This is a genomic window from Photobacterium jeanii (genome assembly GCF_001650345.1).
Lineage (GTDB): Bacteria > Pseudomonadota > Gammaproteobacteria > Enterobacterales > Vibrionaceae > Photobacterium > Photobacterium jeanii.
Window position 1 is genome coordinate 1 of sequence record NZ_LVHF01000031.1, and the last position, 26,804, is coordinate 26,804.

The 26,804-nt window shown below is 47.1% G+C and carries 29 protein-coding genes and 1 other RNA gene; 18 read left to right on the forward strand and 12 right to left on the reverse strand.

Features of this window, described 5'->3' with window-relative positions; translation table 11 throughout:
* The 5 genes from A3K86_RS17410 to mscS form a co-directional block, all read left to right on the forward strand.
* Positions 1-652 (forward strand): transketolase-like TK C-terminal-containing protein (locus tag A3K86_RS17410; RefSeq protein ID WP_332310133.1); only part of this gene is annotated, 652 nt, incomplete at its 5' end.
* Positions 653-880: 228 nt separating this feature from the next.
* Positions 881-1,930 carry an erythrose-4-phosphate dehydrogenase gene (gene epd / locus A3K86_RS17415; RefSeq protein WP_068334436.1) on the forward strand — a complete coding sequence of 350 codons (1,050 nt, stop codon included), beginning with the start codon at positions 881-883 and terminating at the stop codon, positions 1,928-1,930.
* A gap of 117 nt (positions 1,931-2,047) precedes the next feature.
* A complete protein-coding gene (locus A3K86_RS17420) occupies positions 2,048-3,211 on the forward strand; it encodes a phosphoglycerate kinase (protein WP_068334247.1) in 1,164 nt (387 codons plus the stop codon).
* Between the two features lie 139 nt (positions 3,212-3,350).
* Complete coding sequence (gene fbaA / locus A3K86_RS17425) at positions 3,351-4,427, forward strand: class II fructose-bisphosphate aldolase (RefSeq protein WP_068334250.1); 1,077 nt, start codon at positions 3,351-3,353, stop codon at positions 4,425-4,427.
* Positions 4,428-4,785: 358 nt separating this feature from the next.
* Positions 4,786-5,670 carry a small-conductance mechanosensitive channel MscS gene (gene mscS / locus A3K86_RS17430; protein ID WP_068334254.1) on the forward strand — a complete coding sequence of 295 codons (885 nt, stop codon included), beginning with the start codon at positions 4,786-4,788 and terminating at the stop codon, positions 5,668-5,670.
* 84 nt (positions 5,671-5,754) lie between these two features.
* On the opposite strand, the gene A3K86_RS17435 is transcribed toward mscS, so the two are convergent.
* Together A3K86_RS17435 and A3K86_RS17440 are read right to left on the reverse strand one after the other, a co-directional pair.
* Entirely contained in the window at positions 5,755-6,261 is a 507-nt protein-coding gene (locus A3K86_RS17435) for a YbaK/EbsC family protein (protein ID WP_068334257.1), read from the reverse strand.
* Positions 6,251-6,883, reverse strand: coding sequence for a LysE/ArgO family amino acid transporter (locus A3K86_RS17440; protein WP_068334260.1), 633 nt, complete (start codon positions 6,881-6,883; stop codon positions 6,251-6,253). The genes A3K86_RS17435 and A3K86_RS17440 overlap by 11 nt, the downstream gene beginning before the upstream one ends.
* 148 nt (positions 6,884-7,031) lie before the next feature.
* On the opposite strand from A3K86_RS17440, the gene A3K86_RS17445 reads away from it, so the two are divergent.
* Together A3K86_RS17445 and A3K86_RS17450 are read left to right on the forward strand one after the other, a co-directional pair.
* Positions 7,032-7,928, forward strand: coding sequence for a LysR family transcriptional regulator ArgP (locus A3K86_RS17445; protein WP_068334263.1), 897 nt, complete (start codon positions 7,032-7,034; stop codon positions 7,926-7,928).
* A 322-nt stretch (positions 7,929-8,250) separates the two neighbouring features.
* Positions 8,251-8,955 (forward strand): oxidative stress defense protein, encoded by a 705-nt coding sequence (locus tag A3K86_RS17450; protein WP_068334271.1) that lies wholly within the window; start codon positions 8,251-8,253, stop codon positions 8,953-8,955.
* Between the two features lie 98 nt (positions 8,956-9,053).
* On the opposite strand, the gene serA is transcribed toward A3K86_RS17450, so the two are convergent.
* The 5 genes from serA to zapA all read right to left on the reverse strand — a co-directional run bounded on the left by serA (position 9,054) and on the right by zapA (position 12,605).
* Positions 9,054-10,283 (reverse strand): phosphoglycerate dehydrogenase, encoded by a 1,230-nt coding sequence (gene serA / locus A3K86_RS17455; RefSeq protein ID WP_068334273.1) that lies wholly within the window; start codon positions 10,281-10,283, stop codon positions 9,054-9,056.
* Positions 10,284-10,557: 274 nt separating this feature from the next.
* Positions 10,558-11,220: a ribose-5-phosphate isomerase RpiA gene (gene rpiA / locus A3K86_RS17460; RefSeq protein WP_068334275.1), complete on the reverse strand. Its 663-nt coding sequence runs from the start codon at positions 11,218-11,220 to the stop codon at positions 10,558-10,560.
* A gap of 239 nt (positions 11,221-11,459) precedes the next feature.
* Positions 11,460-12,062 carry a 5-formyltetrahydrofolate cyclo-ligase gene (locus A3K86_RS17465; RefSeq protein ID WP_068334282.1) on the reverse strand — a complete coding sequence of 201 codons (603 nt, stop codon included), beginning with the start codon at positions 12,060-12,062 and terminating at the stop codon, positions 11,460-11,462.
* A 50-nt stretch (positions 12,063-12,112) separates the two neighbouring features.
* Positions 12,113-12,295, reverse strand: a non-coding RNA gene (gene ssrS / locus A3K86_RS17470) — 6S RNA.
* 7 nt (positions 12,296-12,302) lie between these two features.
* Positions 12,303-12,605, reverse strand: coding sequence for a cell division protein ZapA (gene zapA, locus A3K86_RS17475; RefSeq protein ID WP_068334283.1), 303 nt, complete (start codon positions 12,603-12,605; stop codon positions 12,303-12,305).
* A 291-nt stretch (positions 12,606-12,896) separates the two neighbouring features.
* Here zapA and A3K86_RS17480 point away from each other — a divergent pair, with 291 nt between their 5' ends.
* From A3K86_RS17480 to gcvH, 4 genes are all read left to right on the forward strand, one after another.
* A complete protein-coding gene (locus A3K86_RS17480) occupies positions 12,897-13,544 on the forward strand; it encodes a UPF0149 family protein (protein WP_068334287.1) in 648 nt (215 codons plus the stop codon).
* Positions 13,545-13,587: 43 nt separating this feature from the next.
* The gene (gene ubiH / locus A3K86_RS17485) at positions 13,588-14,775 is read left to right on the forward strand and encodes a 2-octaprenyl-6-methoxyphenyl hydroxylase (RefSeq protein ID WP_084406669.1); all 1,188 of its coding nucleotides are present in this window, start codon (positions 13,588-13,590) and stop codon (positions 14,773-14,775) included.
* Between the two features lie 2 nt (positions 14,776-14,777).
* The gene (locus tag A3K86_RS17490; RefSeq protein WP_068334289.1) at positions 14,778-15,989 is read left to right on the forward strand and encodes an FAD-dependent 2-octaprenylphenol hydroxylase; all 1,212 of its coding nucleotides are present in this window, start codon (positions 14,778-14,780) and stop codon (positions 15,987-15,989) included.
* 287 nt (positions 15,990-16,276) lie between these two features.
* Positions 16,277-16,660 carry a glycine cleavage system protein GcvH gene (gene gcvH / locus A3K86_RS17495; RefSeq protein WP_332310136.1) on the forward strand — a complete coding sequence of 128 codons (384 nt, stop codon included), beginning with the start codon at positions 16,277-16,279 and terminating at the stop codon, positions 16,658-16,660.
* 67 nt (positions 16,661-16,727) lie between these two features.
* Here the strand turns inward: gcvH and A3K86_RS17500 are convergent, their stop codons facing one another.
* Positions 16,728-16,928, reverse strand: coding sequence for a DUF1107 domain-containing protein (locus tag A3K86_RS17500; protein ID WP_068334295.1), 201 nt, complete (start codon positions 16,926-16,928; stop codon positions 16,728-16,730).
* A gap of 463 nt (positions 16,929-17,391) precedes the next feature.
* Between A3K86_RS17500 and A3K86_RS17505 the strand changes: the two genes are divergently transcribed.
* The 3 genes from A3K86_RS17505 to nqrM all read left to right on the forward strand — a co-directional run bounded on the left by A3K86_RS17505 (position 17,392) and on the right by nqrM (position 18,492).
* Positions 17,392-17,679: a DUF134 domain-containing protein gene (locus A3K86_RS17505; protein ID WP_068334302.1), complete on the forward strand. Its 288-nt coding sequence runs from the start codon at positions 17,392-17,394 to the stop codon at positions 17,677-17,679.
* Between the two features lie 146 nt (positions 17,680-17,825).
* Positions 17,826-18,284 carry a NifB/NifX family molybdenum-iron cluster-binding protein gene (locus A3K86_RS17510; protein WP_068334306.1) on the forward strand — a complete coding sequence of 153 codons (459 nt, stop codon included), beginning with the start codon at positions 17,826-17,828 and terminating at the stop codon, positions 18,282-18,284.
* A 10-nt stretch (positions 18,285-18,294) separates the two neighbouring features.
* Complete coding sequence (gene nqrM / locus A3K86_RS17515) at positions 18,295-18,492, forward strand: (Na+)-NQR maturation NqrM (RefSeq protein ID WP_068334308.1); 198 nt, start codon at positions 18,295-18,297, stop codon at positions 18,490-18,492.
* Here nqrM and A3K86_RS17520 read toward each other — a convergent pair.
* From A3K86_RS17520 to ygfZ, 3 genes are read right to left on the reverse strand one after another with little or no spacing between them, the layout of a single operon-like run.
* Positions 18,489-19,424, reverse strand: coding sequence for a LysR family transcriptional regulator (locus A3K86_RS17520; protein ID WP_068334312.1), 936 nt, complete (start codon positions 19,422-19,424; stop codon positions 18,489-18,491). The genes nqrM and A3K86_RS17520 overlap by 4 nt on opposite strands.
* A 53-nt stretch (positions 19,425-19,477) precedes the next feature.
* Positions 19,478-19,954 (reverse strand): aminoacyl-tRNA deacylase, encoded by a 477-nt coding sequence (locus A3K86_RS17525; protein WP_068334314.1) that lies wholly within the window; start codon positions 19,952-19,954, stop codon positions 19,478-19,480.
* 3 nt (positions 19,955-19,957) lie between these two features.
* On the reverse strand, positions 19,958-20,938 hold the full coding sequence (ygfZ, locus tag A3K86_RS17530; RefSeq protein ID WP_068334318.1) for a tRNA-modifying protein YgfZ: 981 nt from the start codon (positions 20,936-20,938) through the stop codon (positions 19,958-19,960).
* A 183-nt stretch (positions 20,939-21,121) separates the two neighbouring features.
* Here ygfZ and A3K86_RS17535 point away from each other — a divergent pair, with 183 nt between their 5' ends.
* The 3 genes from A3K86_RS17535 to A3K86_RS17545 all read left to right on the forward strand — a co-directional run bounded on the left by A3K86_RS17535 (position 21,122) and on the right by A3K86_RS17545 (position 23,863).
* Positions 21,122-21,382, forward strand: a complete 261-nt coding sequence (locus A3K86_RS17535) for an FAD assembly factor SdhE (protein ID WP_068334319.1) — start codon at positions 21,122-21,124, stop codon at positions 21,380-21,382.
* A gap of 37 nt (positions 21,383-21,419) precedes the next feature.
* A complete protein-coding gene (locus A3K86_RS22730; RefSeq protein ID WP_332310134.1) occupies positions 21,420-21,812 on the forward strand; it encodes a protein YgfX in 393 nt (130 codons plus the stop codon).
* Between the two features lie 224 nt (positions 21,813-22,036).
* The gene (locus tag A3K86_RS17545; RefSeq protein ID WP_068334328.1) at positions 22,037-23,863 is read left to right on the forward strand and encodes a methyl-accepting chemotaxis protein; all 1,827 of its coding nucleotides are present in this window, start codon (positions 22,037-22,039) and stop codon (positions 23,861-23,863) included.
* 186 nt (positions 23,864-24,049) lie between these two features.
* Here A3K86_RS17545 and nadB read toward each other — a convergent pair whose 3' ends face one another.
* Positions 24,050-25,669, reverse strand: a complete 1,620-nt coding sequence (nadB, locus tag A3K86_RS17550) for an L-aspartate oxidase (RefSeq protein WP_068334339.1) — start codon at positions 25,667-25,669, stop codon at positions 24,050-24,052.
* A 529-nt stretch (positions 25,670-26,198) separates the two neighbouring features.
* Between nadB and rpoE the strand changes: the two genes are divergently transcribed.
* Positions 26,199-26,780 (forward strand): RNA polymerase sigma factor RpoE, encoded by a 582-nt coding sequence (gene rpoE / locus A3K86_RS17555; RefSeq protein ID WP_068334340.1) that lies wholly within the window; start codon positions 26,199-26,201, stop codon positions 26,778-26,780.
* Positions 26,781-26,804 lie beyond the last annotated feature (24 nt).

Below are 26,804 nucleotides of genomic sequence, written 5' to 3' on the forward strand. Positions count from 1 at the left end.
TGCGCTAATGAAAGTGCAAAACATCCAAGTTTACACTCACGATTCAATCGGTCTGGGTGAAGATGGTCCTACGCACCAACCCGTTGAGCAAATTGCATCGCTACGTCTAACACCTAACATGAGCACATGGCGTCCATGTGACCAAGTTGAGTCAGCTGTAGCGTGGAAACTGGCTATCGAGCGTAAAGACGGCCCAACGTCACTTATCTTCTCGCGTCAGAACCTAGCGCAACAAGAGCGTGATGCTGAGCAACTAGCGAACATCGCTAAAGGTGCTTACATCCTGAAAGATTGTGAAGGCAAGCCTGAGCTTATCCTTATCGCAACGGGTTCTGAAGTTGAGCTAGCAGTTGCGGCAGCAGCAGAGCTAACAGCTGAAGGTACGAAAGTACGCGTTGTTTCAATGCCATCAACAGATGCATTCGACAAGCAAGACGCGGAATACCGTGAAGCAGTACTACCATCAGACGTAACAGCGCGCATCGCTATCGAAGCGGGCATCGCAGACTTCTGGTACAAGTACGTAGGTTTCGGTGGCAAGATCATCGGTATGACGACCTTCGGTGAATCTGCACCAGCAGGCGAGCTATTCAAGATGTTCGGCTTCACCACTGAAAACGTTGTGAACACAGCAAAAGAGCTACTAGCATAATCTGCTGTTAGCGATGACAACGTACGACTGATTTTGTCGGGCGTGTCGGATGAAAGAAAGGCTTCCTGCGGGAAGCCTTTTTGCTTTTTATGAAATAGAGTGCAATTTGTGCGTTATTTATGTGCTAGAAGCATAAAAGTCCATAATGGTGAGAAGTGTCACATTTAAGGTGATTCTGTGCCGAGCTTGGTATACACTTACGCGGCTTATTTCTTTTGTAGCACGGATATGACACTAAAAGTCGCAATCAACGGATTTGGCCGTATTGGCCGCAGTGTTTTACGCGCTCTTTATGAGAGTGGTAAACACCAGCAGATTCAAGTCGTGGCGGTTAACGAGTTAGCTGAGCCTGAAGCTATGGCGCACTTGTTACAGTACGATACTAGCCACGGTCGCTTTTTTAAGCCTGTCTCTCACGATCAGGAGCACTTGTTTATTACCCATCAAAATGGGGAACAAGACTCTATCCGCATCCTCCATCAAAGTGACATCAACCTTTTGCCTTGGCGAGATCTCGAGGTCGACATTGTGTTCGACTGTACCGGGTTCTATGGTTCACGCGAGGATGGTTTAGCCCACATTCAAGCTGGCGCTAAAAAAGTACTTTTCTCTCATCCTGCTGCAAATGATATCGACAATACCATTATCTATGGTGTGAACCACGAGACGCTGAAAGCCAGCGACCGTATTGTTTCCAATGGTTCATGTACCACCAACTGTATTGTTCCTGTTATTAAAGTGCTGGACGAAGCCTTCGGGATCGAGTCTGGCACTATCACAACGATTCACTCCTCTATGAATGACCAACAGGTCATTGATGCATACCACACGGATTTACGTCGTACCCGCGCTGCTAGTCAGTCAATTATTCCGGTTGATACCAAATTGCATTTAGGTATTGGTCGTGTTTTTCCGAAATTTTCTGACAAGTTTGAAGCTATTTCTGTGCGCGTGCCGACAATAAATGTGACGGCGATGGATTTAAGCGTCACAGTTCAGACAAAAGTGAAAGTTAATGACGTAAATCAATCACTGATGGACGCGACTCGTTGTACATTAGCCAACATTGTGGATTACACCGAAGCACCGCTGGTTTCAATCGACTTTAATCACGATCCCCATAGCGCGATTGTCGATGGGACACAAACCCGGGTCAGTAATCAGCATTTGATCAAAATGCTGGTGTGGTGCGATAACGAATGGGGATTTGCCAACCGGATGTTAGATACCGCCTTGGCGATGCACCAAAGCTACGAAGGTCTCCAAGAAGGAGAGTAGCAATTTAGCTCAGGTTTAGAGCTAAAGAAGGGCACAGAGACATTAAGTAAAGAATTCGTGAGTTAGGCATAGTGCCGAGCTTTAAAAATTTTAGCTAACTTTGAGAAGGGACGAAGAATGTCTGTAATCAAAATGATTGACCTAGATCTTGCTGGTAAACGCGTTTTTATCCGTGCTGATCTAAACGTACCAGTGAAAGACGGTAAAGTAACTTCAGATGCACGTATCCTTGCATCTCTACCTACTATCAAGCACTGCCTAGAAGCAGGCGCGAAAGTAATGGTTACTTCTCACCTAGGTCGCCCAACTGAAGGCGAATACGCAGAAGAGTTCTCTCTACAACCTGTAGTTAACTACCTAAACGACGCACTAGATTGCGAAGTTAAGCTAGCAAAAGATTACCTAGAAGGCCTAGAGCTAAACACTGGTGAGCTAGTAGTTCTTGAAAACGTTCGCTTCAACAAAGGCGAGAAGAAGAACGAAGAAGAACTATCTAAGAAATACGCAGCACTATGTGATGTATTCGTAATGGATGCATTCGGTACTGCTCACCGTGCACAAGCGTCAACACACGGTGTTGGTATGCACGCGCCAGTTGCATGTGCAGGTCCTCTACTTGCAAACGAACTAGATGCACTAGGTAAAGCAATGGACAAGCCAGCACGTCCAATGGTTGCTATCGTAGGTGGTTCTAAAGTTTCTACTAAGCTAACTGTTCTTGAGTCACTATCTAAAGTTGCAGACCAACTTGTAGTTGGTGGTGGTATCGCGAACACCTTCATCGCAGCTGCAGGTCACAACGTTGGTAAATCACTATACGAAGCGGATCTAGTAGACACTGCTAAGAAGCTAATGGATGAGTGTGCGATTCCTGTAGCAACTGACGTTGCATGTGCGAAAGCATTCGACGAGAACGCAGAAGCTGAAATCAAGCACGTTTCTGAAGTTCAAGACGACGACATGATCTTCGACCTAGGCCCTGATTCAACTGCAGAGCTAGCGAAAATCCTAAAAGACGCTAAAACTATTCTATGGAATGGCCCTGTAGGTGTATTCGAGTTCAAGAACTTCGAAGCAGGTACAGAAGGTATCTCTCGCGCAATCGCAGAGTCTGAAGGTTTCTCTGTAGCAGGTGGTGGTGACACACTAGCAGCTATCGATAAATTCGGTATCAAAGCTGACGTTTCTTACATCTCTACTGGTGGCGGTGCATTCCTTGAGTTCGTTGAAGGTAAAGTACTTCCTGCAGTTGCTATGCTAGAAGAGCGCGCAAAAGCTTAATTTTTATAGGTGGGAGCTTGGCTCCCTCCTTTTTAGCGTTTGTTTCTTCAAGCAAGTTTTTATAGAATGCTTGACCTAAAGCAAACGTTTGCAAAGATTTAAAATTCACAAAGACAACAAGGCAAATAGGACTATTGTTATGTCTAAGATCTTCGATTTTGTAAAACCTGGTGTTATTTCTGGCGACGACGTACAGAAAGTTTTTGAAATTGCTAAAGAGCACAAGTTTGCACTTCCAGCAGTTAACGTTGTTAACACTGACTCTGTAAACGCTGTTCTAGAAGCGGCTGCAAAAGTTAAAGCTCCAGTTGTTGTTCAGTTCTCTAACGGCGGTGCTGCATTCTTCGCTGGTAAAGGTCTGAAACTAGAAGGTCAAGAAGCACAAGTTAAAGGTGCTGTTGCAGGTGCTAAATACGTGCACGCTGTTGCTGAAGCTTACGGTGTTCCAGTTATTCTTCACACTGACCACGCTGCTAAGAAACTGCTTCCATGGATCGACGGTCTACTAGACGCGGGTGAAGAGTTCTTCGCTCAAACTGGTAAGCCTCTATTCTCTTCTCACATGATCGACCTTTCTGAAGAGTCTCTAGAAGAGAACATCGAGATCTCTGGTAAGTACCTAGAGCGCATGGCTAAAATGAACATGACGCTAGAAATCGAACTAGGTTGTACTGGTGGTGAAGAAGACGGCGTTGATAACTCTGACATGGACGCATCTGAGCTATACACTTCTCCAGAAGACGTTGCTTACGCATACGAGAAACTAGTTGCTATCAGCCCACGTTTCACTATCGCAGCTTCTTTCGGTAACGTACACGGTGTATACAAGCCAGGTAACGTTGTTCTAACTCCAACTATCCTACGCGATTCTCAAGCTTACTGTGCTGAGAAATTTGGTATTGCACCAAACGCACTAAACTTCGTATTCCACGGTGGTTCTGGTTCAACTGAAGCAGAAATCCAAGAGTCTATCGGTTACGGTGTTATCAAAATGAACATCGATACTGATACACAGTGGGCTACATGGGACGGCATCCGTGCATACGAAGCTGAAAACCGTGATTACCTACAAGGTCAAATCGGTAACCCAACTGGCGAAGATGCGCCAAACAAGAAGTTCTACGATCCACGCGTATGGCTACGTGCTGGTCAAGCATCAATGGTTGCTCGTCTTGAGAAAGCATTCGCTGACCTTAACGCAATCGACGTACTATAATTCGTCTGATATTGCAGCGTAAGCGCTGAAGATTTGGAAAGCCCGCAGTTAGCGGGCTTTTTTTTGTCTAGAATAAATAGCGGCTTAGCGGGATTGCGAATATCACGAAACGGATAGATGCATCGTAGCAATAAAGCGCTTAATAATTCGCCGAGGCTGGTATAAAGTATTTTTGTTACAACGATAAACGTTATTGTTTTATTGTCAGGGAAGAATAACTGATAATGCGCGCAATCCGGTGCGGCTAGGTGCTGGTTTGCGATCTAGCGGTAATTCGAGTATTGCCCCAGATTGATTGGTTACCCCACTCAACAGGGATGCCCAAAGTGGCAATTAATAAAAAAGAGAGAGAGTAAATATGACCGAGAGTGTAGCCGACAAGGTTGTCGACACCATTACTGAAAATGAATTAACAACAGGTGTATTAAACGCTGGTACTTGGGTGGCAGACAACCAAGACTTGCTCATTCAATACGCGGTAAACCTGATTTCAGCACTGCTGATCTTGTTCATTGGTAACATGATCGTGAAAGGCATTGCTAACGGCGTTGCTAAAGTACTGCGTAAGAAAAACATGGATGATGCAGTGGTTGAGTTCCTGCATTCGCTAGTGCGTTACTTGCTGTTTGTGATCGTGCTGATTGCTGCGCTAGGTCGTTTAGGCGTACAAACAGCGTCAGTGGTAGCCGTGATCGGTGCCGCGGGCTTAGCGATTGGTCTTGCGCTACAAGGCTCACTATCTAACTTTGCGGCAGGTGTGCTTATTGTTAGCTTCCGTCCGTTTAAATCGGGTGACTACGTAGAAATCGGTGGTGTTGCAGGTTCGGTTGAATCGATCCAAATTTTCTCAACAGTGCTAAAAACCCCAGATAACAAGATGGTGGTGGTACCAAACGGCTCTGTTATTGGTAGCCCAATCACTAACTATTCTCGCCACGCGACCCGTCGTATCGACTACGTGATTGGCGTGTCTTACGATGCGGATCTGAAAAAGACCAAAGAAGTGCTAGCGCGTGTGGTTGCGGCTGAATCTCGTGTTCTAAAAGATCCTGAGCCAACCATTGGTGTGGTTGCACTAGCAGACTCTTCAGTGAACTTTGTGGTTCGCCCATGGGTGAAAACCGAAGATTACTGGGGTGTGTACTTTGATTTGCTTCAAGCGATCAAAGAAGAGTTGGATAAAGAAAATATCGGTATCCCATACCCACAAATGGATGTTCATCTGAACAAGCTAGAAAGCTAATCAGATAGCCTCAGATACATAAAAATGGCGCTCAGTGAGCGCCATTTTTTTATCTAACCATTTTTTATCTAGCCACTTGCCGTATTAAGCCGGAATATCAGCAGGTAAGCGGATTATACGGTTAGGTAATGCTGCTAAGATGGTATCTAAATCTTTCGTTGCAAAGGCAAAGGTATAGTCTGGTTTACCCGGAGTGTACATCATTTCGAGGTGAAGATAGAGCACAGGGTCAACCAAGATAATCACGTCTGCAGGTAAGCCAAATGGGCAGACTGCCCCCGGCTCACAGCCAATGGCAGCTTGCATCTCTTCGTTGTTACACACCGAGACGCGCTTGCCGATCAGGTTCTTAACCAGCTTGCTATCGAGTCTGCTGTCTCTGTGAGTGAGTAACAAACAGTGACCGCCCCCTTTAATTTTCATGAACAAGCTTTTACTTGGCGCCGCTGTCCATCCGAGTTGTTCGGCCATCTTAGCGTCGGCTTCATAATCGAGAATGGGCTCATGCTGCCATGATTGGTACGCAACCTCAGTGTTGGCAAACAGTGCAAGGTTGAATTGATAAAGTTGATCTAATTGATTATGCGACATACTTGATCCACAGTCCGTTGGCTAAGTGAGTGGCAATAAACAGCATCATGCCTGCAACAGCAAAATCGATACCGCGTTTAACCTTAGGTTTTGACAGTGTTGGCCCTAATTTGGCTGCGCCAATCGACAAGGTATAGAACCATGTGAAAGAGGCGAAGATGGTGCCAACGGCAAAGGCAATACGATCGTTGCCTTCAAATTGTCCGCCAATTGACCCCAATATAACAACTGTATCTAGGTATAAATGCGGGTTAAGTACAGTTACGGCTAATGCACCGAGGATCACAGCGCGGCGACCGCGAGCATTCACCTGTTGTGCTTGCTCGATTTGATCTTGTGATTGCAAGGCGCTGCGTAGTGACATGCTGCCGTAGAAGAGTAAAAACAAGATCCCGCCAACAGTGACAGTGGTGAGCAGTGTTTCGTTGCTTGATAGTAATGCACCACCGCCAAAGACGCCCAAACTAATAAAAACCACATCACAGATACTGCAGATAGTAGCTGTGGTTAAGTGATGATTGCGTTTGATGCCCTGATTTAAAACATAAGCATTTTGCGCGCCGATAGGAATGATCAAACTCGCGCCTAAGAAAAAACCTTGTAAAAGTGCCCCAATGCCCATGTGCTAAATCGCCCTAAAGTGTTGTTTTCTGAGTGGTATGCTCAGGTTGAAAGAAAGGAATGGCGTCAGCGTACACTTAGGGATAGCATTAAGTACAACTAATAAAACTTATATATCATTAGTTCGCCTAATACTGAGAGGGAGCGGAATGCGAGGGTTAGATTATCGTTGGGTAGAAGCATTGGATGCAGTGATTGCGCAACGAGGTTTTGAGCGGGCAGCAGAGCATTTGTGTATTACTCAATCAGCGGTATCACAACGGGTGAAGCAGCTTGAAAAGTTAATGGCACAACCGCTATTGGTTCGTGAGCAACCGCCACGTCCGACAGCGGCTGGGCAAAAGATCTTAGGGTTGTACCGTCGGGTCAGACTGCTAGAGCAAGAGCTTTTGCCAGAGCTGACGCCAGATGATATTAGCCAACCACTATCTGTAGCACTGGCGACTAACGCTGATAGTTTAGCGACTTGGTTGCTGCCTGCACTCAGTCCATTGCTCAAGGCACGTCGCATAGAGCTGAACTTATTGATTGAAGATGAAGTCCGCACCTTAGATAGATTGCGTAGTGGTGAAGTGGTAGGCGCGATCAGTATGGAAGCAACGCCAATGTCGGGCTGTGTCGCTGATTATTTAGGACGAGTCGACTTTCTGTGTGTGGCTAATGCCGAGTTTCGCGAACGTTATTTTCCAGATGGGGTTACTCGCGAAACCTTATGCGCGGCACCGGCGGTGGCGTTTGATCAGCATGATGATATGCACGAGCGTTTTATCCAGCAGCACTTTAATTTACCTGCTGGCAGCATGATGAAACACACGGTACGTTCATCAGAAGCTTTCGTAAAGATGGCAACCGAAGGAGTGGCGTATTGCTTGATCCCTCGGGTGCAAATCATCGATGAGCTGGCAAGTGGTGAGCTGGTGAACTTAACCCCAGATATTACCTTGATCCGCCGTATGTACTGGCACCACTGGGCGCTTGAAAGTGGGGTGTTAGCCGAGTTGTCGAGCCAATTGGTTAATCATGCCCAGCAAGTATTACCGCAATAGAGTGCTCTAAAAGCTAGTGTAAATATCTCTTGAATCGCGACTTTTCTTACGGAGATAAAGTGAGGCGAGTCAGAGCTAAAGGTGATTTTAGCGGCATTGGATTGTTCAAATTGGCAGAAGTTCCCCACTGTTACTTGCGATTACATTAGTTTGTGAGCAAGGGAGCAAAAGTTAAACAGTTGGCATTTCTGATAAATAAAACACTGTTCATTTTAAGGGTGCTCTGCTAGGATTAGCACCATTGTTGGTTATCCAACCCGAATTATACCAATCGGAATGAACACTTATTCTGGTGAGTATCACTGCTCGTAGGAGAGAGAACATGCATAAGAAATTACTGGCTACAGTATTGGGTGCGACAGCACTGCTATCGACACAACTGCAAGCGGCAGAAGTGAGCTTTCCTCATCTTGTGACTCAAGGCCATGGCGAAATCATCGCTACGGCAGATATGGCAAAACTGCACGTTGAAGTGACTGAGAAACGCGCAACAGCCAAAGAAGCCAAACAAGCCGTTGATAAAGCCGTCGTTGCCTTTATTGCCCGTTTGGAAAAACAAGGGGTGAAGCGTGCTGATATTCAAAGCGCGAACATTTCACTGCACCCTGAATACAAATACCCGAAAAATAAAGAGCCGCAGCTAGTTGGTTACCGTGCAGAACGTGAAGTGACCGTTACGGTACACAAATTGGAAGCGCTGAATACCTATCTTGATGGCTCGCTTGTGGACGGCATTAACCGCATTCGTAATATCGAGCTTAAGAGCAGCAAAGAAGCAGAGCTGAAACAACAAGCTCGTACCGCAGCGATCAAAGATGCCAAAGAAAAAGCGCAATCAGTAGCGAATGGCTTTGGGGAAAGTGTCGATGGGGTATGGCAAATCACTTACCTAACACAAAGTGTGCAGCCTTATGTCATGCAGGCTCGTACCATGTCATTGATGAGCAATGATGTTGGTGAGTCGTACCAGAACGATAAGATTGTGATTGAAGATAGCGTGGATGTTATTTTCAAATTGGCTGATTAATTGTAATCAGAAGCCAGTTAGACACTGAGTTTTAAAACAAAGGCCGCGATTGCGGCCTTTGTGGTTTTGGTACCTAAGTAAACTTAGGAAGTCAGTGCTTAGTGAAGAATACGAGCGCGGATCGTACCTTCGATTTGCTTCAATTTATCCAATGCTTCTTCCGCTCGTTCGGTTTCGACATCAATCACCACGTAACCAATCTCAGCTCCCGTTTGCAGGTATTGCGCGGCGATGTTGATGCCGTCGGTCGCAAAGATGGTGGTGACTTGGTTTAGAATACCTGGGCGGTTTTCGTGAATGTGAAGTAAACGAGAGCAATCGCGGTGCTCTGGCAGCGATACTTCAGGGAAACCTACCGCAGACAGGGTTGAACCGTTGTCTGAGTATTTCGCCATTTTCCCTGCTACTTCAAGGCCGATATTGGCTTGTGCTTCTTGAGTCGAACCACCAATGTGTGGGGTAAGCAGTACATTGTCGTATTGCATCAATGGCGATTCGAATGGGTCGTTGTTAGTCTTTGGCTCCACAGGGAAGACATCAATCGCAGCCCCTGCAATGTGCTTGCTTTCTAACGCACTACACAAAGAGTCGATATCAACCACAGTACCGCGCGCGGCATTGATGAAAATCGATCCCGGCTTCATGCGGGCAAACTCATCAGCGCCCATCATGTCTTGAGTCTCAGGTGTCTCAGGGACATGCAAGCTGATCACGTCACACTTATTTAAAAGCTCGGTCAGCGAATGTACTTGGGTGGCATTCCCTAACGACAGCTTGTTTTCGATGTCGTAGAAGTAGACGCGCATCCCCAAGTTTTCAGCCAGAATACCTAATTGAGTCCCGATATGACCGTAGCCGATAATACCGAGGCGTTTACCACGCGCTTCAAACGAAGCGTCAGCGGATTTAAACCATTCGCCACGATGGGCTTTGGCGTTCTTTTCTGGAATACCGCGTAGCAGTAATAGAATTTCGCCCAGTACCAGCTCGGCAACACTACGGGTGTTTGAGAATGGGGCATTAAACACCGGAATACCGCGTTTGGTGGCGGCATCAAGCTCGACCTGATTGGTCCCGATACAGAAACAGCCCACGGCAGTCAGTTTTTTCGCGGCAGCAAAGACTTCTTCAGTCAGTTGAGTACGGGAGCGGATCCCGACAAAGTGTGCGTCTTCGATGGCTTCAAGCAGTTCATCACCAGCTAGGGAGCCTTTGTGATATTCGATATTGGTGTAGCCTGCTTGTTGCAGTACTTCAATGGCAGAAGGGTGGACACCTTCGAGGAGAAGGACTTTGATCTTTTCTTTATCCAGTGAATTTTTGGCCATGTGGTTCTTATCCTTAAAAACGCAAGTGAAGTCTAGATACACTAGGAAGCGTTGGCATGATGCTTAAGTAAAGTTACTTAATATCAGTGGTTTGTAGGGATGCTGTTTTTCCAGCTCGATACTTATAGCCTAGCTTGAAAGCATATATTGGTTAATAACCTATCAAAAAATAATCGCTAAGGGTAAGAATATTACAAAAAGTTGAATAAAAAAACGGCACCTAAGTGCCGTTCTGTAATCTAATGACATGATCCTGCGTCTGGATCTGCCTGTATTACGCTTTTTCGAATTTTTGTACGCCTTCAGGGCTACCCATTAGCAATACGTCTGCGCCACGTGCTGCGAATAGACCTACCGTCACTACGCCAGGGATTGCGTTGATTTGCTTTTCTAGCTCTTTAGCATCGGTGATCTTAAGGTTGTGGACATCAAGGATCACGTTGCCGTTATCGGTTACCACACCTTGACGGTATGCTGGATCGCCGCCAAGTTTCAGCAGTTCACGCGCCACGTAAGAGCGAGCCATTGGGATCACTTCAACTGGTAGTGGGAACTCACCCAGTACCTCAACACGCTTGGTGTTGTCGACAATACAGATGAACTTCTTAGCAATCGCTGCTACGATTTTCTCGCGTGTTAACGCAGCACCGCCACCTTTGATCATGTCGTAATCGTGGTTGATTTCATCGGCACCATCAACATAGATGTCGAAGCTAGAGACTTCATTCGCATCCAATACTGGAATACCAATTTGCTCTAGACGCTCAGTAGAGGCAACCGAGCTTGATACTGCACCTTTGATTTCTTCTTTACGTGTTTCAAGAGCATCGATGAAGTGATTCACGGTTGAGCCTGTGCCCACACCGACAATGCTGCCTTTTTTCACGTATTCTAGTGCGGCCCAGCCGGCAGCTTTTTTCATTTCATCTTGAGTCATGCTTTATCTCCTGGTCGTAAATGATGACGAGCGTTGGGAGCGCTGATTATAGCTAACAGTGTGACTTTCGTCAGGAGAAAATGTTGACCTATGTCTCTGTTTCATCAATAAAAACAAAGAGCGCTTTGTAGAACAGCGACTTAGGGCTACAAAAAACACGCCATCAAGCCAAACGTTTGCGCTTAATGGGCGCGATAACCGTCTAATTCGCTGTTAGTACGTAAAAGCGGTACTGGGCACTATTCCCAATTGAAGGTTTGTGAAGGCGTTAAGATTGTCGGTAATGGTACATCCCACGCTTCATGGGGTAAGGCGCTGACTTGTTGGCAATCGTGGGCTAAGCCGAGTGGGCGAGGTAATAGCCGCGCTTGGTGCCAAGGAGCGAGGGTACGGTCATAATAGCCGCCGCCCATGCCAAGGCGCTGACCAGTGTTATCAAATGCGACCAACGGGGTGCAAATTAAATCGAGCTCACTGGCTGGTTTCACAAGCCGTACATCGAGGCGAGGTTCGCTGATCCCATAACGGTTGTTGACCATAAGAGTATCAGAGCAATAGCGCAGAAAAAGTAAATGCCCGCGACTGAATGGGTGTAAGACTGGTAGATAAACCTGTTTACCTTGCTGCCACAGCCATTCGATGATTGGTTGGGTACTGACTTCCCCATCATTCGATAGGTACAAGGCAATGTGCTGGGCGTGACTAAACCAAGCGGATTGCTGACACTGGCTAAGTAGCCCTTGAGCGGCGCTATCTTGTTGCTGGGTGTTTAAGCCACGTCGTAGAGTACGAATATGTTGGCGAATTTGCTGACGTGACGAAGGTGTAACCGTTGAATTCATAGGTCATCCAATGACTAAATGAAGCGGTAAAGGAATGTTTGATTGGGAAGGTATGCCCCAAGGTGCCGTTGCGAATTGTGGCCCTTGAACCAGATGTTCAAGGTGGATCAGCAACATTAACCGTAGGCTTCTCAGTCGGGCTGAGCATGCTCAATAGCTAATAAAAAGCTAATCCTGGGTATTTGCTTATCGGCTCGGGGACGTTAATTCACTGACGTACACCCCAGGGTCAATTCATTATCAACGCTTTGGTTGATTTTGCAATGCTTTATCCAGATTTTCTGTCAATTGACTGATCTTATTAGATAAATCATCTGCATAGTTGTTCTTTTCACGGCGTTCATTGTGCAGTTCGCTACAAATATTTAGCCCCGTGAACATCAATAACTGTTCTGGATTAGAGACTTTGGTGCGTTCCGATAACTCTTTTAATCGGTTATCAAAATCTTCGGCGGCTGCTATAAGCGCATCTTCTTGGCCTGTTGGACAGTTTACCTTTAAGGTGCGACCTAGAATTTTGATTTCAACTGCCTGATTACTCATAAAGTCTCTTATCTGCTCCATGTCAGCGGGTTTAAAGTAACACGCTGCTTGCGATAGGGGGTAAATATAGAATAAAGCCCTTTCAACATGCAAGTATGCGTGTTGTGCTTTGCGGTTTAATGCCGTTTGACTACACAGTTAATAGTCAGCTTGGTGTAAACATCACCCAAAATTGTCTAACGGATCAAGCGATGCAGTGGCTCCGCTCGCCCTTGGTTATTTATGCCACAAGGCATAAGTGGTAGCATACCACAATAACGATTTACGCCAATCTAGATAAGGTTTCCCACAATGAGTGAAGCAAAATTACCCGCTTACAATGTGCTTGATAGTGAACTGAAAAGTCACGGTTTAGCTGTGTCTCCTTCTGAATTACACGGTCTACTGATGGGGATGATTTGTGGTGGAATGGCAGTTTCTGACGATAGCTGGGTCGCTGCGGTTTCGGACTACGCAAACCAAGGTGAACCGTTAATCGACAGTGCTAAAGCAACAGTGCGTAAAGTTTTTGATGCGGCATCTGCTGAGTTACACGGCATGGCGCAGGTACTGTTTACTTCAACTGCTTCAGAATTAGCGGAAAGTCAGTTTGAAGTGACCTTGCTATTACCGGATGCCGATGTTGAATTGGAACTGCGTGCAGAAGCTTTGGGCGAGTGGGTGACCAACTTTATTTCGGGCATGGGTCTGATGGGGATGAAAAAAGCTGAGCTTACCCCTGAAGTGACGGAAGCGGTTGCTTCATTAGAAGAAATTGCCCAACTGGGTGTCGACGAAGATGAAGATATGGCAGAGCAAGCGCATATGCTTGAACAGATCATCGCGTTTGTACCTGAGTGTGTGTTGAGCTGTTTGGTGGGCCTAGGTCAACGTCCTGATTCTGTTGAGCAACCTGAGATCCCAGGCATGCCAGCAGATCTAAAACCAACCTTACACTAATCCAATAACATCATTTGGATGCAATAAGTAATAAGGGATAAATGTGAAGCACTTTGATGTGGTGATAGCTGGTGGTGCAATGGCAGGCGCTTCGTTAGCGATTGCTCTCGATACTTTGAGCCAGCAAGGGTTAAGCGTGGCGGTCGTTGAGGCTGTTGAGCCTCAACTCGATAGTCATCCTGGCTATGACTCGCGCTGTATTGCTTTGTCACTTGGCTCGGTAGCCTTACTGGAACGCATTGGCTTGTGGCAACAATTATTGCCGCAAGCGACCGCGATTGCAGATATTCATGTTTCCGACCGTGGTCATGCAGGCATAGTGCGTATTGGTGCTGATGACGAAGCAGTCGATGCGCTCGGTTATGTGATTGAATTGGCGGACGCGGGGCGGGTGTTCCACCAGCGTTTGGCGGATTGCCAAGCCGTGACCATGTATTGCCCTGATACGATTGCTAATATCGAGCGTCAGCAACAGCAAGTGAACTTGACCTTAGGCTCGGGCGAGCAATTAAGTGCAGGTTTACTGGTGACGGCGGATGGCGCGTTATCTGGCTGTTGTGACATGCTAGGTATTCGTCGCACTGAATATGATTTCGAGCAGGTGGCGGTGATTGCCAATGTGACGACTTCGCAAGCGCATCAAGGTCGTGCGTTTGAGCGCTTTACGCCTTATGGGCCGGTGGCACTGTTACCAATGTCAGAAGGACGTAGCTCCTTAGTGTGGTGCGTGAAACCCGAACATCATCACCAAGTCATGAGTTGGAGTGACGAACAATTTCTTGCTGAATTGCAACAAGCGTTCGGTTGGCGTTTGGGGACCATGGTGAAAACCGGTCAGCGAGCGTCTTATCCTTTATTGTTGCGCCAAGTAGAGCGAATTACTACCCACCGTGTAGCCGTGGTTGGCAATGCCGCCCAAACGCTTCATCCGATTGCGGGACAAGGGTTTAACTTAGGCTTGCGCGATGTGATGAGTCTAGCGGAAGAAGTGGTTGCCGCTTACGAGCAGCATCAAGATGTCGGTGGCAGCGCGATGCTCAGCCGTTATCGCCAACGTCGAATGCCTGATCGCCAAGCAACCATTACGATGACGGCGGGCTTAGTGGGTATTTTTGCCAATGATTGCTTACCGCTAGTGGCTGGGCGAAACTTAGGTTTAATGGCAATGAGTGCCTTCGATACGTTAAAAGCGCCGCTGGTTCAGCGTGCTTTGGGACAGGTAGAAAGATAATAATGATGCAAAGTGTTGATGTTGCCATTATCGGCGGCGGCATGGTGGGGTTAACGCTGGCAGCAGCGTTGGCTGATACCGAACTGCGAGTAGCAGTAATTGAAGGTCAGCTTCCTGAGCCGGAATTGGCCGATTTACCCGACGTACGTGTATCGGCTTTGAGTCGTGCAAGTGAGCGTATTCTGCGCCGTGTCGGGGCATGGGACGGTATTGCTGCTCGTCGTATGACGCCATACTCGCAAATGCAAGTCTGGGAGCAAGACAGCTTTGCCTGCATCGACTTTGATGCAACGCGTTTGTCGCAACCTGACTTAGGTCATATCGTCGAGAACCGCACGATTCAGCTGTCATTACTTGATCGTGTTAAGCAACTGAGCAATGTCACGCTATTGGCGCCAGAGCGTTGCCACAATATCGCTTTTGGTGAAACCGAAGCTTGGCTAAGTTTAGACTCGGGCAAGAGCTTAACCGCCAAGCTGGTGGTGGGGGCTGACGGTGCCAATTCGTGGCTACGTAACCAGATGTCGATCCCATTAACGCATTGGGATTACGGTCATAGTGCGATTGTAGCGAACATTCGTTGTTCCGAGCCGCATAACCACACCGCACGTCAAGTGTTCTGCCCTGAAGGTCCACTGGCTTTCCTACCGTTACACGAACCGGATTTGTGCTCGATTGTGTGGTCTGTATCGCCAGAGCGTGCACAACAGTTGTGCGCCATGAGTGATGAAGAATTTAATAAAGCACTGACGGTGGCGTTTGATAGCAAGCTTGGCTTGTGTCAGGTCGAAGGCGAACGTCAGGCATTTCCGTTAAAAATGCGTTATGCCCGTGACTTTGTTCGCGATCGTATTGCTCTAGTGGGCGATGCTGCACATACCATTCACCCGTTGGCGGGGCAGGGCGTTAACCTTGGTTTGCTTGATGCAGCCAGCTTGGCGCAGGAACTCAAATCATTGTGGTTGAGTGAGCAAGATATCGGTAAGCGTGTTCATTTACGTCAGTATGAACGCTGGCGTAAGACCGAAGCGGCGAAGATGATCACTGCCATGCAAGCGTTTCGTGACTTGTTTGCTGGTAGCAATCCAGCGAAGAAGTTGGTGCGCGATATCGGGATGATGTTTGCGAACCATGCGCCGGGCGTGAAAGACGAATTTATGCGCCGTGCTTTAGGGCTAAGCGGAAGTTTACCTGAGTTGGCAAAACATAAGTAACTACTTGAAGTAACAGTATTTTCAAACCCTGTGATCACCGATGACAGGGTTTTTTATTACCCGTAATGAACGACAGCCTAATAGGTTTACGATTCGAGTCACACCAACAAATTTCTCCTATTTCAACTTTTCATCTACATTAATTATCAGTGCGATAATGCGTAATGGCTTCTACTGGATAGCAATCGATCATGTTACGCAGCCACTTATCAGTTTTGTTCTGTTGTTATTGCCAGCCCGCTTTTTGTTGCGGCTGTATTTCAAAAGGATGTTTAGCTATGAGTTACGTGCCGACTGAACTGCGTTTTACCAATACCCATGAGTGGATCCGAGATGAAGGCGATGGGGTTTACACCATTGGGATTTCTGATCATGCCCAAGCGCTATTAGGGGATATGGTATTTGTCGATTTACCGGAAATCGATGCGGCAACGGATGCTGGTGAAGAGTGTGCAGTTGCCGAGTCGGTGAAAGCGGCCTCTGATATTTATGCCCCTTTGACAGGGATTGTGTTGGAGATCAACGAAGAGTTGGAAGGTTCACCTGAGCTCGTTAATAGCGACCCTTATGGCGATGGATGGTTATTTAAAATCAAAGCTGAGGATGATGGAGAGCTGGATGAGTTGCTTGATGCTGAGCGCTATCAAGATCTGATCGCAGATGATGAGTAGCTATCGTCTGACTAACAAATACAAAAAAGCCCACCAAAGTGGGCTTAGTACTCGAAGGGAAAAGGCGTTAGAACTCGCGGATCCGACGGATTTCCTGATTCACTTCTTTGACTGTTTGATAATGACGCTGTTGAGCATTAATAGGTACCAGTAACAATCCTTTGTCAAATTCATACCCACCACGACCATCGATATATACCCGGCCACTAAATAAACGACTTACATGTTTAGCGACTAGCTTTGGCATGTAACGTTTGAACATACGCATAAAACATTAACCTTCCATTGGTTTTGCATGCGGCCATTATAAAACAACAGCTATTTCACTTTTGTGACATATTTAGCATATCTAATCTGTTAGCTACTATTGATTGGTTTAATTATTTATTTAGATCTTTCTTGGTAGCGAATTATTCTGTTTGTGTTCAGTTTATATGTTAATAAAAGCAAAAAATAACAGCTGAATATTTTGCATAAAATTCATTGCTTAGTGTTTGTTTTATAAGATCTTATGGCATGTTTTTCGTCTGTTATGTCGTATTTGCCCCTGTTTTATGTGTAATGAGTTGATTGAAGTTTATCCAGTTTTTAAGCGTGGGGCGGTGAGTTGCAGAGTTTTGTGCTGATTTGTTTCACTGGTATTAGCAGTGAACTTGCTTTGGATCAAAGCTCTATTATTGGCATATGCCAATAATAGGTTTCTGGCATATGCCAATTAATGGGAATGAATGATGCCTCGACCTAAATTAGCCCGCCGGATCGGTTGTCGTCCGGCTTATAGTTGCTTTAAGCCTAACGGTGTACCTATGAGTGAACTGGCACACAATCAGTTGGCGGCAGATGAACTGGAAGCATTACGTCTGGTGGATCTCCAAGGGCTTCAGCAACAACCTGCGGCTGAACAACTGGGTGTGTCGCGTCAGACACTGGGTAATATCTTGTCTTCCGCCCGAAAAAAGGTTGCTCAAGCTTTGGTGGAAGGGATGGCGCTGGAATTGGAAACCGCGCCTAAGCCGTAACGAGTAAGCGCCCATAATAACAATCAATTTACGATACAAGTGTGGTAGATAGCGTTATGTGCCAGTGCACTTGTATTGCTTCCCCTGCTTTTACTTCACCATGTTGATGGCATGCAAAGGGGATGACAATCAGAGAGAACGAAATCATGTTAAAAGCAATTGCGATTAATGCCGCTGATAATGTGGCTGGTCACTTTGGCAAGGCACCGACGTTTGTTATTGCTAATGCACAAGGTGAAATCATCGAACGTATTACCAATACGGGTAGCAGAGCGGTAGGTTGTAAGCATAAAAAAATGCTGCAAAAACAGTTTAGCGATCGTGGGGTAAGTGAAGTGGTGTTGGGAAGTATTGGTCAGCGATCACTCGCGCGAATGCTTAATGCTGGCTTTACTGTACGTCAAGTGGCTGCACGTACTCCGTTGGCGGATGTGTTGGCGGGCAGCGCGGATATGTTAACGCTGACAGCGGCAGAGCAAGGTCGTCCGTGTAAACGCGAAAAAGGCGAGTGTGGTTGTGGCAGCAAGAAAAAAGCAGCACCGAAAGTGGGCATGATGAATATGAATGCTGCGCTATCCGGTCTTACTCGTTTTAAGCTGAAATAAGGAACATCTCATGACTTACGTACTTACTTTGGCCATTTTCTTGACCGTGATCTTAGCAATGGCAATTGGTTGGATTGTGAAAAAGAAAACCATTGCAGGCAGTTGTGGTGGCTTAGCCAATGTTGGGATTGAAAAAGAGTGTGACTGCGAAGAAGTGTGTGACACGCATAAGCTTTACCAAATTCAAGAACCTAGCGAGAAGCGTTAACGCTGTCGTAAACGACTCACTTCTTGGGTGATGGTGTCTTTCACCACTTCTCTCAGCCAGCATAGCTTGGGATGGGTGGTGTTGCGCCGTTGCCACAGCATATTGATATCAAAGTCAGGAATGGTGACTGGTGGTGGGCACTGACTGAGTTGGTCGTTAAAAATCGCCAGTTGCGCCATTAAGCGTGACACCACACAAATCAAATTGCGGTCGGTAAGTAGGCGGCGGATGGTGAGGAAGTTGCGCGAGCCGATGGCGATGTGGCGCTGAAAACCTTGCTCTGCGAGTTGCTTGTCGACACCACTCGAAAGATGCCCCTCTGGCGAGACTAAAGCATGCGGGGTGCGAATATAGTCGCCAAGACTGACTGGCGCCGTTAGCCCAGTGGCGCTGGCATCAAATAAGCACACATGATCTTCGGTATATAAATACTGGCTTTCCAGCTTTTTGGCGGTGACGGCCATTGAGCCGATCACGAGATCAACGTGACGTTCATCGAAAGCGGCTTGGTAGTTATGACGATCAATATTGCAAAAGCTTAAATGACATTGTGGGGCAAGTTGCTGCAAGGTATCAAACAGTGAAGGCGCAAACAGCAGTTCGGCATAATCGGTGAGACCTATGGTGAAGGTGCCTTGATAGGCGCTCGGGTCAAAACGATCCGGCTTTAGAACCTCGTTGGTGATCATGCTTAAAATCGTCTCGACAATCGGAGCAAGCTCAAGTGCGCGCTCGGTCGGGACCATTAAGTGCCCTTGGCGTTCGAATAAAGGGTCATCAAGTAACTGGCGTAGACGCGATAAGTTATGACTCATCGCTGATTGACCGATCGATAATTTGTCGGCAGCACGGGTAACGCTGCGGTGCTCCATCAAGGTTGCAAAGGCAACCAACAAATTAAGATCGACCCCACGCCAGTTAATTGTTTTCATCTTCTATCCCTACTTTCAAAACCTAGCTAGTCAAAGCTCACTATGGTTGGCGATTATCGGCAAATATCCGCAAACATAGGGTCGCATAAAATCAAGAGGTCTTCGGTGCTCAACTCAACGCCAGCCATACGATCACCGCTACTGATGTTCACCTTTTGATGTTGTTGGATCTGGTGATCAAAAATCAGCGGTAGTGGGCGTTTTAAGCCAATCGGAGCGACAGTGCCAATCACCAAGCCTGTGACTTTCTCGACGTCAGTAGCATCAGCACAGGTCATACGGCGACAACCAAATAAAGCGCGTACTTTTTTCGGATCAACTTGGGCTGGCCCTGGCACACACGCCAGCACATGAAAACCACTCATATCGCGCAGCAAAATAGATTTTACCATTTGCTCTGGGTCGACACCGCGCTCTTGGGCGGCCTCTTCAATGGTTTTCGCGGGCTTAGTGTGAGGAAGAAGGCGAAATGTGACGCCTTCTTCTTCGAGCACTCGGGTAACGCGGGTTTGTGTTACAGGTGAGCTCATGACTTATTCGTCATCCAGTGAATAAGGTAGCGCTTGTACTGTCCAGCGCGACTCAGGGGCATCAGCTAAACGGAACTGGGTGTCGTCATCCAAATCATTTGGCAGTACTACCAAGGCGATAGCTTGTTGGTCAGCAAATTGGTAACCCGCAATCACAGTACCGCCTTTACGCCAGTTTTCACCCACGCTACGTTCAATGGCATCACCCGCTTGCGGACATTGTGCCGCGTCACCCTGCATGATGAACATCGCGCGCTTGTTAGTACCACGGTACTTGGCGCGGGCTACGGTTTCTTGACCTACGTAACAACCTTTTTTGAAGCTGATACCATCAACCGCTTGTAGGTTTAGGGCTTGTGGTACGTGCTCTAGCTCTGTGGAAGCGTCGATACGTGGCAGGGCAGCGCGAATGTCGTACAGATCCCACAGTGCACTGGTGCTCAGCTGGGCGTCTGCAGCCAAGGTTTGTGCTAGTGCTTCAGCCTGTTGTGGTGCAACGGCGATTAACCAACGTTGGTCATCGATTTTGACTGCGGTGGCATTGTCTTGTTGGCGAACATCGCTATCGCCTGTAAATAGGCTGTCGATGCGTGCTTGGGCTTGCTCGCCACATAAGCCAAGCAAAACATCTTCGCTTGGCTCGATGTCGACTTTAGAGAAGACCGCGTATTTTTTCAGTTCTGGCAGTTGGGTTGCCATGACACTTTGGCGTTGGAAAAGACCATAGCCTTGTTGATGATGGAACAGGCGGAAAATGGTACGCATTTTACCTTTGGCATCACAATGTGCGCCCAGGGTCGATTGTTCTGGGGAGAGTGATACGACGTCGCAAGTGACCTGACCTTGGAGGTAAGATTTCTTGTCGTCGCCCACTAAGGTAACCAATGCCCAATCGGCAAGATCAACCAGTGCCAGCGTAGGTAAGCTATCGCTGGACGTTAAAGAGAGTGGGGCAAAGTGTAAAGCGTCTGACCAAGTGCTCATAAGGTGTTCCACAATAAAGAATGTCGATGTTGCTATGGTAATGGGCGAAGGCGAATTTGTCAGCTGTGGATCTGACTTAGCTCTCATCTTAGATGATTGCTTGTTCTGGCGCATAGTCGTGGCTATAGGTCGCTGTTACTATGGCTATAATTTTTCCAGCCAAGTTAGCAATTGAGGTTGAACATGATTAGTGCCGATGACAGAGCACGAGTTAAATGGGCTTGCCGCCGTGGCATGCTAGAACTGGATGTAATTATCATGCCGTTCTTTGAAGAACGCTTCGATGAATTGTCGGATCAAGAACAGCAAGATTTCATTGCGTTATTGAAGTGCGATGATCCAGATCTTTTCACTTGGGTGATGAAACACGGTCGCAGTGAGAACCCAGCCCTCGCCGCTATGGTAGATAAAATCATTGCTCACAACGAAAGTAAGCTTCGCTAATCTTTCTTTTACCCCCTCTTCCTATCAAATAGCTGCCTTGCATCTTGGTTATGCGCTGGTGGCTATTTTTGTTTGTTGGGTGCAATGTCAGTGGTTCGCCCAATTTCCTCTCTTGAGCCTGTTGTCGATAGTCGTTGTATTTGAGTGGCTTCATACCGAGTGGCTGCGCTTAGTTGGGCGTTGTTACCGAATGTCGGGCACGGTCACCGTTACAGAGAGCGGTGATTTTAACTGGCAAACTCCAGCGCACGTTAATTCTATCAACAAAGGCAAATTGCGAGCGGTTCAGTTAATCACTAGCCAAGTGATAGTACTGCGCGTGACTAGCAAAGGTGATGCAAATAGTCAGCACTGGGTGATCAGCCGCGATATGTGCAGCGATGCTGACTTTCGTACTCTTTCTTTTTATACCCGCTACTATTTGCTTTGATTGGTTGCATATTGCTGATCGTGTTGCATATCAAACTAGAGTAAATGCTCGCTCATAACTCCATGACTAATAAGGAGTTAAATTTGTCACATTTTGTGTTAAATCTTCATAAGTTTTGGTCGATATCATCCTAGAAGGTTGAATAACCTAATAACAATTATCCAAGGCGTAGTGGTGGACCACCGACCTTGGAGATACTCGGGTGTTGTTGAGGACCTATTGCTGTGAAAATTAAACATAAGTTATTTGGATTGACGGGATTGTCAGTGAGTGCACTGCTACTTTCGTTATTCTTTAGTTGGTTGGCGAATGAACGTGTGGCGGCGATCGATAAAGCGACTTTAACGGTTAGCAAATTAGAAGTGACCTTATTGAACTTACGCCGAAACGAAAAAGACTTTTTGGCGCGCTTTGATATGAAGTATCAAGGCACTTTTAACGCCAATGTGACGAAATTTGAGCAGCAATTGGCAGCGCTTGAACAAAATGTCACTGCATTGGATATTGAGTTAGCTCAATTAAGCGCATTACCACCGCTGATGAAAAACTATCAGCAAGGCATGATGGCAGTGATGTCTGGTTACCAAACCTTAGGGCTAACACCTGAGCAAGGATTGAATCGCACTTTCACCGAGCAAACCGATCGTTTGCAGCAAGTGGCGGCGGGTCAGTACGATGCGCAAGTGGTGATGAATCTGATCCAAGACGCGACTTTGTTCGCTCTTACTCAAGATATGAAGTATTACCAGAGCTACCAAAGCTTGTATCAACAAGAGTTGGGTGGTGTTTTACCTGCGGTTAAGCAGCAACTGGTGCAGTTTAATGCTGCGTTAGAGGCTGTATTGGCTCAGTACAAAGTGGTGGGGCTGGATCATAAATCAGGATTACGCGGCGATATTCGTCGTCAATCCCATCAGCTTGAGCAAGCATTTGATGAAATGTCGACGCAACTGGCTGAAATCAGTGCCGCGCAGCGTCAACAGACAGTGATGATCACTGTGCTTGCTGTTGTGCTTGTTATCGTTGGCCTATTGGTACTGTCGTTGATGATCAGCCAAGGTATTCAGCGTCGCATTAGCTCGATGAGTCAACTCATGACAGACATTGCTAGCAGCCATGATTTAACCCGTCGTGCAGACGAAACGGGTAACGATGAAATTAGTGAGATGGCGGTACACTTCAACTACTTGCTGACGGGGTTACGCCAGTTGGTGAGCGATGTACAAACAGCGATCACCGAGCTAGGGGCGGCCTCAGAGCAGCTACAACGTCGTAGCAGTGATACTGAGTCTGCGATGGCGCAGCAACAAGCAGAAACTGATTCGGTCGCGACAGCTATCACTGAGATGGGCGTGACCATTCGCGATATCGCCGCGAATACTGAAACTGCTGCGGGCAATGCGCAAAGCAGCCACACTGGCGCGACTGAAGGTCTGCAAGAAGTGAATGCAACCAAAGCACGTATTCGTCAGCTTTCGGATGAATTGGCGCAAACCAGTGAAGAGATCACCAGCTTGTCGGCATTGTCCGATAATATCGGCTCTGTGCTGGATGTGATTAAGGGCATTGCTGAGCAAACCAACCTGTTGGCGTTGAACGCAGCGATTGAAGCGGCGCGTGCCGGTGAGCAAGGTCGTGGCTTTGCGGTAGTAGCAGATGAAGTGCGCACGCTGGCGTTACGTACCCGTCAATCGACCGAAGAAATCACGACCATTATTGGCTCGCTGCAAGGACAGACTGAGCAAGTGGTATCACACATTAGCCGCTGTCGTGAGCAAGGTGACATGAGTGTTGAGCAGGTTGATAGCGCGGAAATTAAGATCAACCAAATCATGACGGACATGCAGGCGATCTTAGATACCAGCAGCCAGATTGCGACCGCTGTTGAAGAGCAATCCCATGTGTCGGATGAGATCGCACAGAACGTGACGACCATTCGTGATATCACCACCAGCAATGCTGAAATCTCACATGAGAACGCGCAAGCGGCAAGCGCGGTGGCGACTCAGGCGCAGAGTTTAGGTCAGGCAATTGCCCAGTACCATGCTTAGTTTCAGTTAAATACCAAGCGGCTAAGTTGTCGTTTGTCATGTATCAGTGCGAAGTAGAAAGACTTCGTTGCTGATAATCTCGCTAAAACGAGAGCTGTTAGATATAAAAAATCCCAGCAGTACGCGATTGTTTTATCGCATCGGCTGGGATTTTTTTATGCGCGATTCAAAGCGCTGAGAACTTGCTTAGCAAGGTTGATCCGGAGTTAGGATTGTTGGCTTAGCTTCGTCATTGAGTTCAGGGTAATCCAAGGTGTAATGCAGACCTCGGCTTTCTTTACGTTCCATAGCACAGCGCACCATGAGCTCTGCGACTTGAACCAGATTACGCAGCTCCAATAAGTTGTTCGATACTTTAAAGTTGCTGTAGTACTCGTGGATTTCTTGCTTGAGCAGTTGGATACGGCGCATCGCGCGCTCTAAACGTTTGGTTGAACGCACAATACCGACATAGTCCCACATGAATAGGCGTAACTCGTGCCAGTTGTGCTGGATCACCACTTCTTCATCCGAACAGCCGACTTGGCTTTCATCCCAGCGCGGTAAATCTTTCGGTAAGGAAACGTCGTTAAACTGTTTGGTTATGCTTTCCGCTGCCGCCCACGCGTAGACCACACATTCCAATAGTGAGTTTGAAGCCATGCGGTTGGCCCCATGTAAGCCAGTGTAACTCACTTCACCAATGGCGTATAAACCATCGAGATCGGTACGGCCTTGCTTATCGACCATCACGCCACCACAGGTGTAGTGAGCGGCAGGTACGATAGGAATCGGCTCTTTGGTGATATCAATGCCGTAGGTCAGCAGTTTTTCGTAAATAGTCGGGAAGTGCTTAGCGACAAAATCAGCAGGTTTATGGCTGATATCTAAGAACATGCAATCAGCACCCAAACGCTTCATCTCGAAGTCGATAGCCCGCGCCACCACGTCGCGAGGGGCGAGTTCAGCACGCTCAGGATCAAAGTCCAGCATAAAGCGACTGCCGTCAGGGCGACGCAAATAAGCCCCTTCACCGCGTAAGGCTTCGGTAAGCAGGAAGTTACGAGCTTCCGGGTGGAATAAACAGGTTGGGTGGAACTGGTTAAATTCCAAGTTGGCAACGCGACACCCTGCACGCCACGCCATCGCAATACCGTCACCAGAAGACACATCGGGGTTGGAGGTGTATTGGTACACTTTTGACGCACCGCCCGTTGCGAGCACCACGAATTTAGCGCGAACGGTTTCAACCGCTTCTAAATCACGGTTCCAGACATACGCCCCGAGTACACGGTTTGGCTCGTCTTGGTTGCCTAACTTTTGTTGAGTGATCAAATCGAGCGCGTTATGGCGCTCAAGAACATCAATATTAGGGTGGTTGAGAACGTTGTCTTGAAGAGAGTTTTGCACTGCCATACCTGTGGCATCTGCGGCATGGAGAATACGGCGGTGGCTATGGCCGCCTTCGCGCGTTAGATGGTAACGCGGTTGTTCGTCATCAGAATCTTCCTGATCGAACGGTACGCCACCATCAATCAACCATTGCACACAATTTTTTGCATTGTCAGCAATGAAGTGAACCACGTCTTCATCACAAAGATGGGCACCGGCAATTTGGGTGTCTTCAACGTGAGATTCAACGCTGTCTGATTCGTCGAATACTGCGGCGATCCCGCCTTGAGCGTAGAAGGTTGCCCCTTCGCTGCGCAATCCTTTACTCAATACAATGACTTTGCCCAGTGGTGCTAATCGCAAGGCGAGAGATAAACCCGCCGCTCCACTACCAATGACTAGTACATCACATTGATGCTCGTGAGTTTCGTTCATATTAATTTCATATCCCTGTGGCAATCCGCATTATGGTATACCAATATGCGTAACTATGTGAATCTCACCCCACTTATTGTTGTGGTGGCGGCTATCGACTCAGGCTTAAGTTGCATGATTATTCAGCGCAACTATGCTCACACTCCGCTGCATTCCTTTTTCGGTTAGTAGGCCAACATTTTATTTATTATAAAAACGGCTCAACCTCGAATTATCTTGACTGAGATTGATTCATCGAGGGCGTAACCTTGTATACTGGTGGTATTTTGCGCCACTGTGATAAAAAAATCGCGCATTATTGTAGAGAATTTATTTTTTACCATTGGGAACTTTACCTAGTTCGGTAAGTCTTACTTAGTGCTCATGCTGTAAATTGCTTTTATTTTGCCTTGTAGCCGAAAGGGTTATAGCCAATTGAAAGTGAAGCCAATGTGCTGATATTCAACAAGGGCAAGGTGAAGGCATTGGATTCGCTAGTAACAAATTAGTGACGCACGAGTGCAAGACAGATATAGGAGTAACCGCTCGAATGAGCGAGCAGCAAACTGATCAGGTATTAATCGAGCGAGTACAACGCGGTGACAAACAAGCTTTCAACTTATTAGTGGTGAAGTACCAAAATAAGGTGTGTAACTTGGTGTCTCGCTATGTGAGCAATTCCGGTGATGTGCCAGACGTGGCACAAGAAGCGTTTATTAAAGCGTACCGTGCATTGCCGACTTTCCGTGGCGAAAGTGCGTTTTACACATGGCTTTATCGTATCGCGGTTAATACTGCAAAAAATTACTTAGTGGCTCAGGGGCGTCGCCCGCCAGCTTTCGATGTTGACGCTGAAGATGCGGAATATTACGAAAGTGGCAGTGCGTTAAAAGAAATATCGAACCCTGAGAACCATATGTTGTCAGAAGAATTAAAGCAGGTTGTGTTCAGTACCATTGAAGGGCTGCCTGATGATCTCAAAACCGCAATCTCGTTACGTGAACTGGATGGTCTAAGTTACGAGGAAATTGCTGAGGTAATGGGGTGTCCTGTGGGTACGGTACGTTCTCGTATTTTCCGAGCGCGTGAAGCGGTCGAAAAACGCATCCGTCCTTTGATGCAACAACATTAATGTTGAGCCAAACGGTGAAAAAAG

What these genes read in the sequence shown, in the direction of transcription:
- A3K86_RS17520 (WP_068334312.1), bottom strand. Translation starts at nt 19,424, where the DNA reads ATGAAAACAATTAACTGGCGTGGGGTCGATCTTAATTTGTTGGTTGCC.
- mscS (WP_068334254.1), top strand. Translation starts at nt 4,786, where the DNA reads ATGACCGAGAGTGTAGCCGACAAGGTTGTCGACACCATTACTGAAAAT.
- rpiA (WP_068334275.1), bottom strand. Translation starts at nt 11,220, where the DNA reads ATGACTCAAGATGAAATGAAAAAAGCTGCCGGCTGGGCCGCACTAGAA.
- A3K86_RS17535 (WP_068334319.1), top strand. Translation starts at nt 21,122, where the DNA reads ATGATTAGTGCCGATGACAGAGCACGAGTTAAATGGGCTTGCCGCCGT.
- A3K86_RS17465 (WP_068334282.1), bottom strand. Translation starts at nt 12,062, where the DNA reads ATGAATTCAACGGTTACACCTTCGTCACGTCAGCAAATTCGCCAACAT.
- zapA (WP_068334283.1), bottom strand. Translation starts at nt 12,605, where the DNA reads ATGAGTAATCAGGCAGTTGAAATCAAAATTCTAGGTCGCACCTTAAAG.
- A3K86_RS17525 (WP_068334314.1), bottom strand. Translation starts at nt 19,954, where the DNA reads ATGAGCTCACCTGTAACACAAACCCGCGTTACCCGAGTGCTCGAAGAA.
- A3K86_RS17480 (WP_068334287.1), top strand. Translation starts at nt 12,897, where the DNA reads ATGAGTGAAGCAAAATTACCCGCTTACAATGTGCTTGATAGTGAACTG.
- fbaA (WP_068334250.1), top strand. Translation starts at nt 3,351, where the DNA reads ATGTCTAAGATCTTCGATTTTGTAAAACCTGGTGTTATTTCTGGCGAC.
- A3K86_RS17510 (WP_068334306.1), top strand. Translation starts at nt 17,826, where the DNA reads ATGTTAAAAGCAATTGCGATTAATGCCGCTGATAATGTGGCTGGTCAC.
- nqrM (WP_068334308.1), top strand. Translation starts at nt 18,295, where the DNA reads ATGACTTACGTACTTACTTTGGCCATTTTCTTGACCGTGATCTTAGCA.
- ygfZ (WP_068334318.1), bottom strand. Translation starts at nt 20,938, where the DNA reads ATGAGCACTTGGTCAGACGCTTTACACTTTGCCCCACTCTCTTTAACG.
- A3K86_RS17435 (WP_068334257.1), bottom strand. Translation starts at nt 6,261, where the DNA reads ATGTCGCATAATCAATTAGATCAACTTTATCAATTCAACCTTGCACTG.
- A3K86_RS17490 (WP_068334289.1), top strand. Translation starts at nt 14,778, where the DNA reads ATGATGCAAAGTGTTGATGTTGCCATTATCGGCGGCGGCATGGTGGGG.
- A3K86_RS17445 (WP_068334263.1), top strand. Translation starts at nt 7,032, where the DNA reads ATGCGAGGGTTAGATTATCGTTGGGTAGAAGCATTGGATGCAGTGATT.
- serA (WP_068334273.1), bottom strand. Translation starts at nt 10,283, where the DNA reads ATGGCCAAAAATTCACTGGATAAAGAAAAGATCAAAGTCCTTCTCCTC.
- A3K86_RS17505 (WP_068334302.1), top strand. Translation starts at nt 17,392, where the DNA reads ATGCCTCGACCTAAATTAGCCCGCCGGATCGGTTGTCGTCCGGCTTAT.
- A3K86_RS17450 (WP_068334271.1), top strand. Translation starts at nt 8,251, where the DNA reads ATGCATAAGAAATTACTGGCTACAGTATTGGGTGCGACAGCACTGCTA.
- epd (WP_068334436.1), top strand. Translation starts at nt 881, where the DNA reads ATGACACTAAAAGTCGCAATCAACGGATTTGGCCGTATTGGCCGCAGT.
- A3K86_RS17500 (WP_068334295.1), bottom strand. Translation starts at nt 16,928, where the DNA reads ATGCGTATGTTCAAACGTTACATGCCAAAGCTAGTCGCTAAACATGTA.
- A3K86_RS17440 (WP_068334260.1), bottom strand. Translation starts at nt 6,883, where the DNA reads ATGGGCATTGGGGCACTTTTACAAGGTTTTTTCTTAGGCGCGAGTTTG.
- rpoE (WP_068334340.1), top strand. Translation starts at nt 26,199, where the DNA reads ATGAGCGAGCAGCAAACTGATCAGGTATTAATCGAGCGAGTACAACGC.
- A3K86_RS17420 (WP_068334247.1), top strand. Translation starts at nt 2,048, where the DNA reads ATGTCTGTAATCAAAATGATTGACCTAGATCTTGCTGGTAAACGCGTT.
- nadB (WP_068334339.1), bottom strand. Translation starts at nt 25,669, where the DNA reads ATGAACGAAACTCACGAGCATCAATGTGATGTACTAGTCATTGGTAGT.